Annotated in this window: 9 protein-coding genes; 3 read left to right on the top strand and 6 right to left on the bottom strand. The window is 65.6% G+C overall.

Features of this window, described 5'->3' with window-relative positions:
* Positions 1-10: 10 nt before the first annotated feature.
* The 3 genes from CBW50_RS03560 to CBW50_RS03550 are packed head-to-tail and all read right to left on the bottom strand — an operon-like array spanning position 11 to position 3,935.
* Entirely contained in the window at positions 11-781 is a 771-nt protein-coding gene (locus CBW50_RS03560) for a sulfite exporter TauE/SafE family protein (protein WP_086144250.1), read from the bottom strand.
* Positions 782-790: 9 nt separating this feature from the next.
* Entirely contained in the window at positions 791-2,239 is a 1,449-nt protein-coding gene (gene hemN, locus CBW50_RS03555; protein WP_086144249.1) for an oxygen-independent coproporphyrinogen III oxidase, read from the bottom strand.
* Between the two features lie 25 nt (positions 2,240-2,264).
* Positions 2,265-3,935: a PAS domain-containing methyl-accepting chemotaxis protein gene (locus CBW50_RS03550; RefSeq protein WP_086144248.1), complete on the bottom strand. Its 1,671-nt coding sequence runs from the start codon at positions 3,933-3,935 to the stop codon at positions 2,265-2,267.
* 265 nt (positions 3,936-4,200) lie between these two features.
* Between CBW50_RS03550 and CBW50_RS03545 the strand changes: the two genes are divergently transcribed.
* Entirely contained in the window at positions 4,201-5,418 is a 1,218-nt protein-coding gene (locus CBW50_RS03545; protein WP_086144247.1) for a hypothetical protein, read from the top strand.
* A 10-nt stretch (positions 5,419-5,428) separates the two neighbouring features.
* On the opposite strand, the gene CBW50_RS03540 is transcribed toward CBW50_RS03545, so the two are convergent.
* From CBW50_RS03540 to CBW50_RS03530, 3 genes are all read right to left on the bottom strand, one after another.
* On the bottom strand, positions 5,429-7,537 hold the full coding sequence (locus CBW50_RS03540) for an EAL domain-containing protein (RefSeq protein ID WP_086144246.1): 2,109 nt from the start codon (positions 7,535-7,537) through the stop codon (positions 5,429-5,431).
* 45 nt (positions 7,538-7,582) lie between these two features.
* Positions 7,583-8,014, bottom strand: a complete 432-nt coding sequence (yiaA, locus tag CBW50_RS03535; protein ID WP_086144245.1) for an inner membrane protein YiaA — start codon at positions 8,012-8,014, stop codon at positions 7,583-7,585.
* An 84-nt stretch (positions 8,015-8,098) separates the two neighbouring features.
* Positions 8,099-9,046, bottom strand: coding sequence for a DUF808 domain-containing protein (locus CBW50_RS03530; protein ID WP_086144244.1), 948 nt, complete (start codon positions 9,044-9,046; stop codon positions 8,099-8,101).
* 192 nt (positions 9,047-9,238) lie between these two features.
* Here CBW50_RS03530 and CBW50_RS03525 point away from each other — a divergent pair, with 192 nt between their 5' ends.
* Both CBW50_RS03525 and CBW50_RS03520 read left to right on the top strand, forming a co-directional pair.
* A complete protein-coding gene (locus CBW50_RS03525) occupies positions 9,239-9,880 on the top strand; it encodes a LysE family transporter (RefSeq protein ID WP_086144243.1) in 642 nt (213 codons plus the stop codon).
* Positions 9,881-9,992: 112 nt separating this feature from the next.
* Positions 9,993-11,348: FecR domain-containing protein (locus CBW50_RS03520; protein ID WP_139842389.1), on the top strand; the 1,356-nt coding region annotated here is incomplete at its 3' end.

Here is an 11,348-nt window from a genome sequence, read left to right as displayed (position 1 = left end):
ATGCGTCTTTTCATGGATGGCCTGTGACGCACAGGGCGTCGAGCCAGCCCAGCGAGACGCCGTTGGCGGCGCGCAGCAGGCCCAGCAGGCCAAAGCCCAGCACCAGCAAGCCGCTGGCGATACGCACGGGACGGCGCTGCATCTGCGCGCGCAGGCGCGTGCCCAGCAAGCCCATGCCCAGCAGGGTGGGCAGGGTGCCCAGGCCGAAGGCGCCCATGGCGGCCGCGCCGCTCAGGGCCGAACCTTGCATCATGGCCGTCAGCAGGGCGCTGTAGACCATGCCGCACGGCACCCAGCCCCACAGGCCGCCCACGGCCAGGGCCTTGAAGACGGTGTCCATCGGCATCAGCGGTTTCAGCAGGGGGCGCACGCGGCGCCAGATGACGTTGCCGGCCGCTTCCAGGCGGGCCAGGCCGCGCCAGGCGTCCATCAGGTACAGGCCCAAAGCCACCAGCATCAGGTTGGCCAGCCAGTAGCCGGCCACCTGCAAGGACGCCAGGTGCAGCATGCCGGCGCCCGCCAGGCTGCCGGCCAGGGCGCCGGCCAGCATGTAGCTGACGATGCGCCCGCCGTTGTAGGCCAGCACGCGCAGCACATTGGTCTGCACGGTTGTCTGCAATGCCGGGCGCGCCACGGCGATGGCGATCACGGGGCGGGCCGGCGCTGCCGCTGCGCCGCCGCTGATCGACAGGGCGCCGACGATGCCGCCGCACATGCCGATGCAGTGCACGCTGCCGGCCAGGCCGACCATGAACAGCGGCAGGAGGCTCAGGGCGTTCATCGGGCGGCGTTACACCGTTTTCGAGTAGCGCAGCGGCTGCGGCGCATCCGGCGTGGCGTTCGCGCGCGCCAGGGTCAGGTAGCGGTCGAAGACCATGCAGATATTGCGGATCAGCAAGCGCCCTTTCGGCGTCACCGTCAGCCAGTCTTCCTCGATGACGAGCAAGCCGTCGCGGGCCAGTTCGCGCAGCTTTTCCAGCTCGCTGGCGAAATAGCTGCGGAACTTGACGGGGTGTGCCTGCTCGATGGTGGCGATCGACAATTCGAAGTTGCACATCAGCATTTGAATGATGATGCGGCGCAATAAATCATCGGTATCGAGCTTGATGCCGCGCGCGATCGGCAGCACGCCTTCGTCGAGCTTTTCGTAGTAGGCGTCCAGCGTCTTTTCATTCTGGCTGTAGACGGCGCCGACGGAACTGATGGCCGACACGCCGCAGGCGATCAAATCGGCTTCCGCGCGCGTCGAATAGCCCTGGAAGTTGCGGTGCAAGCGGCCCTGGCGCTGCGCCACGGCCAGGTCGTCCGTCGGCTTGGCGAAATGGTCCATGCCGATGTAGACATAGCCGGCGGCCGTCAGGCGCGCGATGCACAGGCCCAGCATGGCCAGCTTGGCGGCGCTGTCGGGCATGTCGGCGTCGAGGATGCGGCGCTGCGGCTTGAACAGGTGCGGCATGTGCGCGTAGTGGTACAGGGCGATGCGGTCGGGGCTGGCGGAGATGACCTTGCGCAAGGTTTCCGTCATCGTTTCCAGATTCTGCTTGGGCAAACCGTAGATCAGGTCGATGCTGATCGAGCGGAAACCGGCGTCGCGCGCCGCCTGCATGATGGCCACCGTCTCCGCTTCCGGCTGGATGCGGTTGACGGCCTTCTGCACGTCGGCGTCGAAATCCTGTACGCCCAGGCTGATGCGGTTGAAACCTTGCGCGCGCAGCGAAAACACGCGTTCGCGCGACACCGTGCGCGGGTCGATTTCGATCGAATATTCGCCGTCTTCATCGGAAGCGAACTCGAAATGCTGGCGCAGGTGGGTCATCAGCTCGTCCATCTGCTTTTCGCTCAGGTAGGTCGGCGTGCCGCCGCCGAAATGCAGCTGTTCGATGTGGTTCATGCCGGCAAACAGCTTGCCCTGCATGGCGATTTCCTGCTTCAGATAGCTGAGGTAGGTGGCGGCCTTGCTGCGGTCTTTCGTGATGATCTTGTTGCAGGCGCAGTAGTAGCACAGGGTGTCGCAGAACGGCACGTGCACGTACAGCGACAGCGGACGGCGGCCGCCGCGCATGCGCAGCGCGGCCAGCGCTTCGAGGAAGTTTCCGTAGCCAAAGTCGGTATTGAAACGGTCGGCGGTCGGATACGACGTGTAGCGGGGGCCGGACTGGCTCATCTTGCCGATGATGACCGGGTCGAATTCGACGACCGCATCGAGTTCGGCGGAAGCACTGCTGAGTAGTGTAGGCATGATGTGTTTTGAGGTCTTGAAAGGATTAGGCGGCCAGGCGTTTCAGGCCGGCGCTCTTGCCGGTATTCGCGGCGCCCGCAGCGCCCGACTTGCCGCCAGGCATGGCGACGCGGCGCGGTGGCGGCATTTTGCCGAAATTAAACAGACTCACGGCTTGCGACAGGCTGGCTGCTTCTTCCGCCAGGCGGGTGGCGGCCGCGGCGGCTTCTTCCACCAGGGCCGCGTTCTGCTGCGTCACCTGGTCCATGTGGGCGATGGCCTGGTTGACCTGGTCGACGCCGATGCTCTGTTCGCGCGAGGCGATGGAAATTTCCTGCATGATGGCCGTGACTTGCTTGACGGAACTGACCACCTGTTCCATGGTGGCGCCGGCGCGGTTGACCTGCAGCATGCCGGCGCCCACCTTGCCGACGGAAATCTCGATCAGCTGCTTGATGTCCTTGGCCGCCACCGACGAGCGCTGCGCCAGGTTGCGCACCTCGCCCGCCACGACGGCGAAGCCCCGGCCCTGTTCACCGGCGCGCGCCGCTTCCACGGCCGCGTTCAGGGCCAGGATGTTGGTCTGGAAGGCGATGCCCTCGATCAGGCCGATGATGTCGACGATCTTCTTCGACGAGGTGTTGATGTCGTCCATGGTGGTGATCACGTCGGAAACGATTTCGCCGCCCTGCACCGCCACTTTCGAGGCGGCCACGGCCAGTTCGTTGGCCTGCACGGAGTTGTCCGCGTTCTGTTTTACCGTCGACGAGAATTCCTCGATGCTCGAGGCCGTCTCTTCCAGGCTGGCCGCCTGCGATTCCGTGCGGCCCGACAGGTCCATATTGCCGACGGCGATCTGCCTGGTGGCCACGGCCATGGTTTCGACGTTGATGCGCACGTCGCGGATGGTGGCGATCAGGTTGCTGTTCATCTGCTGCAGCGCGCGCAGCAATTGCCCCATTTCATCCGTGCTGTCCGTCTCGAAACTGCCCGACAGGTCGCCGGCGGCAATGGCGCGCGCGCCGTTCAATGCCTTGCCCAGCGGCTTGAGCACGGACATGCGCAAGGTGTACCAGAGGAAGACGTTGATCAGGAAACCGAACAGGGTGGCGCCGAAGATGGCGTAGTTGGTGATCTGGCCGCCGCTGGCGAACAGGCTGATGAGGCACACCAGCAATTGCAGACAGTTGACGATGGAGGTGGCGGCCCAGATGCGCAGGTTCAGCGACATGTGCGTCAGGCTGTGCAGCAGGTGCGCCAGGCCAGGACGCACGATCTGGCCATGCTTGATGATGATGTTGCCGCCCTGCTTGCTGCGGATGGCCGCATACGCCTCTTCGGCCGCCTTGACCTGGTCCTTGTCCGCCTTCACGCGCACGGACATGTAGCCGATGGTCTTGCCCGCTTCGCGGATGGGCGTGACGTTGGCGCGCACCCAGTAAAAATCGCCGTTCTTGCAGCGGTTCTTGACCAGGCCCGTCCACGGCGTGCCCGCCTGGATCGACGCCCACAGGTCGGCAAACGCTTCGGCCGGCATGTCCGGGTGGCGCACGATGTTTTGTGGCGAACCGAGCAGCTCTGCCTCGCTGAAGCCGCTGACCTGGCTGAAGTACGGATTCACATACACGATATTGCCGTTCATATCCGTTTTCGACACGATGGCCTGGTCGTCCAGGACGAGGACTTCGCGGTTAGTCACTGGCAAATTTTGGCGCATGGTCGCGGCTTCCTGATCAGTTAAATAAGCAATTGGTGAGTAAGACTTGCACGATTGCAAGAACGGAGATCAGTGTAAGGAGTCGACTACGCATTTTTATTGATGTAGATCAAAATCCTCAAGATTGGCTTCGGTAATTTACCGTGCCCCTCAAGCGAGCAGCGGTTTCGTCATGGCGGCTTTTCGTTTATAGTGCCAAATTGGCTATTTATTTTGCCAATTGGCACTATTTGCCTTGGCGGCTTTCTTTGGATTCAGGAGACCCATGGGTTTATTCGATTTTTTCCGCCGCCCTCCCTCGCGCGATGCCTTTGCGCAGATCGTCCTGCGGCAGATCGGCCAGGATGGCCTGGCATCCGACAGCCGCTATGAACGGGAACAGTTTCGCATCGTGTCGGGCAGCGACGACGGGCATGTTTTCAATCTGGACAATGCCTACCGCGACTATTGCGCCGCGCCGCGCAAGCAGCGGGCACACGTCGTGCAGCACTACCTGAGCATCTACTCGGCTCCCGGCGTGCCATCCAGCTTTGCCGACGCCCGCGCCAGCCTGATGCCCGTACTGCGCAGCCGCCGGCAGGGCGACCATCTGCGCCTGCTGGCGCAGACCGAGCCGCAGCGTCCGGCATTTGCCACTGCCTGCCAGGACTTCAGCGAGGATGCGGTCGTCATGCTGGCCTACGATACGGAAGCGAATATGGCCACCATCGGCCAGGCTACGCTGGCGCAGTGGGGCGTGACGTTCGAACAGGCGCTGGCGGCGGCCATGGACAATTTGCGCGACCGCACGGCGCACAGTTTCGTCGCGTTGGGCAACGGCTTGCTGCTGGGCGACTGGAACGACGCCTATGATTCTTCGCGTCTGCTGCTGCCGGACTTGCTGTACCGCGCCTGCGAAGGCGGCGAACCGCTGGTGATGGTGCCCACGCGCGGCCGCTTCCTGCTGGCGTCGTCGCACCATGCGGCGGGACAGCTGGCCATGGTGGCCCTGGCCGACCAGCTGGCGCGCGACGAGGGGCGGCAGGTCTCGACCGCCCTGTATGGCGTGCGGGACGGGAAAATCGTCGCCTGCGAACCGGCCGATGCGGCCGTCGCCACGGCGCTGCGGCGTTTCCAGACGATCGTGCGCGCCGATCTCTACAACCAGCAGAAGGCAGAGTGGGAGCAACTCAACACGAGCACGGGCGAAGATGTCTTCGTCGCCAGCTGCCTGCTGATCGAACGGCAGCCGGGCGAGCGCGTCGTTTCCGTGAGCAGCTGGGCCCGCGACGTGCATACCTTGCTGCCGCGCACCGATGTCGTGGCGCTCGAGGTGCGCGACGAGCATGGCGAGCGCAGCGGCAGCAAGCTGCTGGCGTGGGACGAGGCGCAAGCCATCGGCGGCGGCCTGATGGAGCAAATCGATTGCTACCCGGTGCGCTACCGCGTGCGCGCGTTTCCCGATGCGCAGTGCGTGGCGGCGGCGCCGGCCTGCGAGCTCTGAAGCCTGGCCGCTAGTCCACGCCCGCCGTCAGCGGCCGCAAGCCGCCCACGGCGTAGCCTTGCGCATAATCAATGCCCAGGTCGCGGATGATGGCCAGGGTGGCGTCGTCTTCCACGTATTCGGCCACGGTTTTCAAGCCCATCACGTGGCCCACTTCATTGATGGCCTTGACCATGGCGCGGTTGACGGCATTGCTGGCGATGTCGCGCACGAAGACGCCGTCGATCTTCAGGTAGTCGACGGGCAGGGCCCGCAGGTAGCCGAACGAGGAAAAGCCGCTGCCGAAGTCGTCAAGCGAGAAGCGGCAGCCCAGCGCCTTGAGCTTGTGCATGAACACCTGCGCCTGGGGCAGGTTGGCAATGACGGCCGTTTCCGTGATTTCAAAGCAGATCTGCTCGGGCGCGACGGCGTACTGCACGAACTGCCCGGTGATGTAGTCGTGCAGGCCCGTGTCGGCCAGCGACATGCCCGACAGGTTGACCGAATACAGGGCCGGCGCGCGGCGGCGGCTTTCGGCCATGGCTACCAGCGGCGGCAGGCTGTCGCGCACGCTCTGGATATGCTGGCAGACGGCGCGGATGACCCAGCGGTCGATGGACAGCATCATGTCATAGCGTTCGGCGGCGGGAATGAAGGTGCCGGGCAGAATCAGGTCGCCCTTGCCGTTGCGGATGCGGATCAGCACTTCGTCGTGGTGTTCCGGGCTGTCGCGCAGGTGCACGATGGGCATGGCGTACAGGCGGAAATAGTCGTGCGTGAACGCTTCGTTCAGGCGCGAAATCCACAGCATTTCGCCATGCCGCTGCGCCAGCATGACGTCGGCCTCCCGGTACACGTGCAGACGGTTGCGGCCCTGCTCCTTGGCCAGGTAGCAGGCCTGGTCGGCCGCGCTGAGCAGCTCGCTCATGGACTTGCTGTCCTGGCTGATTTCCACGATGCCGATGCTCACGCCCAGCTCGAAGCTGCGTTCGTCCCAGGCGAAGCGGAATTCGCGCACGGACTGGCGCAGCTGTTCGCCGATCTGGCGCGCATGTTCGAGCGGACAATGCGGCAGCAGCACGCCCAGCTCGTCGCCGCCGAGGCGCGCCAGGATGTCGCTGTCGCGCATGCGCCCCTGCAGCATCTTCGCCAGCAGCTGCAGCAGCACGTCGCCGGCGCCGTGGCCGCAAGTGTCGTTGATGACCTTGAACTGGTCCAGGTCCAGGTACAGCAGCGCATGCACGTGGCCGTCCTGCTTGGCCGTGTGCAGGGCGCCGGCCACCAGGTGTTCGAATTCGCGCCGGTTGAGCAGGCCCGTCAGCGCATCGTGCGTGGCTTGCCATGACAGTTCCTGGCTCAGCTTGCGTTCGTGACTGACGTCGCGAAACACGACGACGGCGCCGAGGATGTCGCCCTCGCGCGACCAGATCGGTGCGGCCGACTCCTCGATGGCGATGCGCCGCCCTTCGCGCGTGAGCAGCAGCGTGTGGGTGGACATGCCGATGGCCTGGCGCAGGCGCAAACACTTGACGGCCACGTGCTCGGACGGCTGGCCCGTGTGTTCATCGATCAGGCTCAGGGTTTCCCGGATGTCCTGCCCCTGCACCATGTCACTGCTCCAGCCCGTCAACAGCTCGGCCACGCGGTTCAGGTAGCGCGTCTTGCCCTGCGGGTCCGTGGTGATGACGCCGTCGGCGATGGAGCTGAGCGTCACTTCGGCCAGTTCCTTGCGCTCGGCGATCATCAGTTCGCGCGCCATGTGCTCGGTGATATCCCAGATGATGCCGAGGGTGCGTTCGGGTTGCCCGGCGGCATCGACGAAGACGTGCGCCTTGGCCGCCAGCCAGTGTTCGCTGCCGTCGGGCCAGACGACGCGGTACTGCAGCGCATAGCCGCCGCGCCGGCGCACGCCGTCCTGCAGCACTTTGATCACCTTGTCGCGGTCGCCGGGATGCACGCAGTCGAGAAAACGGCGAAACGGCTGCGTCAGGGCGCGTTCCTCCAGGCCCAGCAGCGCGGCGCCCTTGGCCGACCAGCTGACCGTGCCGTCGATGACCCGGCCATCGATGATGCGCGAATCCCAGATCGCCATGTGCGCCGCTTCCAGCGCCATCTGTAATCGTTTCTGCAGGTCGCTCATGCCCTTTCCCCTACCCGGATACCGACATAGACAGGCGGGCGGCGGCTAGGTTCCCGGCGCCTCGGCAGAGGTGGCAGGCAGGGCGCGCGCCACGTCGCGCACATTCTTTTGCACGGCCACGGCTGCAAATAGGCTCAACAGGAATGCCATCGCATAAAACCCCTTCTCGCTATTTTGCAGATTAGCGTTCCACAGGCCCACAGTCAATAACAGCAAGGCCAGCAGCACGGAAATCCAGCACAGGCCAAAGTAAATGCCCGTCACGGCGATGCCTTCGCTGCGGTCGCGCACGGATTTTTGCAGCGAGATGGCGGCGAACAGGCCGTACATCAGGATCGTGAAGTAATAGCCCTTCTCGTTGAGCGCCATGCTGGCGTTCCACAGGCCGGACAGGTAAGTGACGATGCCGATCAGCAGTGCCGCCCAGGAAGCGCCGATGAAGGCGCTGCTGGGACGTGGGACGGGGGAAGTCTGCATAGGGTCTCCATGGACGGACGGCGCCGCCGGCATGGCCGGGGCGGCAGGCAGGGATGCGCCTGCCGCTCCATCAGACCAGAAAAGCTATTTGCCCGATTTGACCAGGCGCAACAAAGCCGACACGGCCGTGACGCCGGCCAGCACCAGGCCGCCGGCGATGACGCCGGCCACGGCATTGATCAGGCTGGGCGTGACGGCCGCCAGCACGGGGCCGGCGACGGCCACGCTGCCGACGGCAACTTCTGCGTGGTGCAGCATGGCGCTGGCCCACGGCCAGCCGTGCGTCAGGATGCCGCCGCCCACCATGAACATGGCCAGCGTGCCCACCACGGACAGGAATTTCATCAGTTTCGGCGCCGCCGACACGAGCATGCGGCCCAAGCCGCGCACGCCATCCATCAGCGCGCCCGCGCCCTTGCGCGCGGACAAATAAAAGCCCGCGTCGTCGAGCTTGACGATGCCCGCCACCAGGCCGTACACGCCCACCGTCATGAGGATGGCGATGCCGACGACGACGGCCACCTGCTCGGCGAAGGTGGCCGCGGCCACCGTGCCCAGGGCGATGACGATGATTTCCGCCGACAAAATGAAGTCGGTGCGGATGGCGCCCTTGATCTTGTCCTTTTCCAGGGCGACGAGGTCGACTTGCGGATCGCGCAGCGCCTGCGCCAGCTCGGCCTTGTGGCTGTCGTCCGGGTGCAGGTAGGTGTGGGCGATCTTTTCGAAACCCTCGAAGCACAGGTAGGCGCCGCCCACCATCAAGAGCGGCGTGATGGCCCACGGCGCGAACGCGCTGATGGCCAGCGCGGCGGGCACGAGGATGGCCTTGTTCTTCAGCGAACCGACGGCGACGGCCCAGACGACGGGCAGTTCGCGCTCGGCGCGCACGCCGGCCACCTGCTGCGCGTTCAGGGCCAGGTCGTCGCCGAGCACGCCGGCCGTCTTCTTGGCGGCCACCTTGGTCATCAGGGAAACGTCATCGAGGATGCTGGCGATGTCGTCGAGCAGGGCCAGCAGGCTGGAGCCGGCCATCTCAGCGCGCTCCCGCGGCGGTGGCAGGGAATTGTGCAGCGAGGAAAGTATTGTTTTTCATGATGTTATTCTTGGTTGTACGGCAAGGAAAAGCACCGCTAAGGCGCGCCTGCGATCTTACCCCAGGGATGGCCGGCAGGGTCGCACTGGCCGGGTTAAAATTGCTTCTCGTCACCGTTTTCTGGACACCGCATGCATTTCGCCACCTGGATCGCCTTTGTCTTCGCCGCTTCCATCATCGCCGTCTCGCCGGGATCGGGCGCCGTGCTGTCGATGTCGCACGGCCTGTCGTACGGGGTCAGAAAGGCCAGCGCGACGATTCTGGGCCTGCAGCTGGGGCTGCTGGTCGTGCTGGGCATCGCCGGCGCCGGCGTCGGCTCTTTGCTGCTGGCCTCCGAAGTGGCGTTCAATGTCGTCAAGACGGTGGGCGCCTTGTACCTGATCTACCTGGGCCTGTCGCAGTGGCGCGCCCGGGTGGCGGTGACGGGCGACCTACATGCGGCGGCCGTGCTGCCGTCGCTGCGCCGGCGCGTGCTGACGGGCTTTTTGACCAATGTGACGAATCCGAAAGGCATCATCTTCATGGTGGCGGTCTTGCCGCAATTCATCAGCCCCACGGCGCCGCTGCTGCCGCAGCTGCTGATCCTGGCCGTCACCATGTGCACGATCGACCTGCTCGTCATGCACGGCTACGCCTTCCTCGCCTCGTCGATGCAGCGTTTTTTTCGCGATGCCCGCGCCGTGAAGAAGCAGAACCGCTTCTTCGGCGGCCTGCTGATGGCCGTCGGCACGGCCTTGTTCTTCGTCAAGCGCGGCAGCCAGGCGGCCGCCTGAAACAGGACAACTTGCAAACATTTGTAAGCCCGCTTGCGATGCCGGCCCGATAGGAATGTAATCGGGCTGTTGTCCATCTTTCATTGCTGTCCGTCCTGCCTGGAGCGCTGCCATGCGTCCGACCCTGCCTCTTCCCCTGTTCAACACCGTGTGCGCCGTGCTGCTGTCCTCGGCGTGCGCCCTTGCCCTGGCGCAGGACCCGCCCGCCCGCGTGGGGCGCATTTCCACCGTCGAAGGGCAGGTCGTGGTGCGCGCCGGCGATGGCGAGGTGCAAAACGCCCTGCTGAACTGGCCCGTCACGACGGATAACCGCTTGACCACCCTGCGCGGCGCGCTGGCCGAGTTTCGCGTGGGCGCCGTGGCCGTGCGCCTCGATGGCGACTCCGAGCTGGACGTGAACGCACTCGATGACGACAGTGTCAGCTTGCACCTCAGCTATGGCACGGTCAGCGTGCGCGTGCGCAATCCCGATGCGCTGCGCGGCCTGGCGCTGACGACGCACCAGGCCCGCGTGACCTTGCCGCAGGCTGGCTGGGTGCGCGTCGAGGCGGGGCGCCCGCCCGGCGTCAGCGTTGTCAGCGTGCTGGAAGGCACGGCCGACGTCGATGGCGCGACGGGTAGCGTGACTTTGCGCGCCGGCAAGCGCGCGGAACTGACGGACGAGGAATGGCGCACGGGCGCCGTGCAGAGGATCGCCTTTGACAACTGGCCCGAAGCCTTGCCCGTCGCGGCACCGGCCTTGCGCTATGTCACGGACGATACGACCGGCTATGAAGAGCTGGACCGCTACGGCGCCTGGCAGGACGACGCCGAATATGGCCCCTTGTGGCTGCCCAGCGCGGTGCCGGCCGGCTGGGCGCCGTACAGCGACGGGCGCTGGACGTGGATCGCGCCGTGGGGCTGGACCTGGGTCGACAATGCGCCGTGGGGCTATGCGCCTTCGCATTACGGCCGCTGGGTGCTGCTGGGCCACCGCTGGGGCTGGGCGCCGGGCCGCGAGCGCGGCCGCGTGCCGTGGGCGCCGGCGCTGGTGGGCTGGGTCGGCGGCAACGACTGGCAGCAGCATGGCCAGCGGCCAGGGCCCGGCGTCGGCTGGTTCCCCCTGTCGCCGCACGACCGCTACGTGCCCGGTTACCGCGCCAGCGCCGACTATGAACGCCGCCTCAACCGCTATGCCGACGGCCGGCGCCCCGTCATGGGGGAGCGCGAACGGCGCGCAGGCATGACCGTGCTGCCGGGCGAACGTTTTGGCGGCGCGCGCACGGTGGACGTGCCGCGCCGCAACCGCACCACCATGCCGCCGCCCGTCATGCAAAGTTTGCCCTTGAGTACTGGGGGAGCGCGAACGGCGCGCAGGCATGACCGTGCTGCCGGGCGAACGTTTTGGCGGCGCGCGCACGGTGGACGTGCCGCGCCGCAACCGCACCACCATGCCGCCGCCCGTCATGCAAAGTTTGCCCTTGAGTAC

It is taken from the genome of Janthinobacterium sp. GW458P, from assembly GCF_002127585.1.
Taxonomy (GTDB): domain Bacteria; phylum Pseudomonadota; class Gammaproteobacteria; order Burkholderiales; family Burkholderiaceae_D; genus Janthinobacterium.
This window is presented reverse-complemented; position numbering and strand designations above follow the sequence as displayed.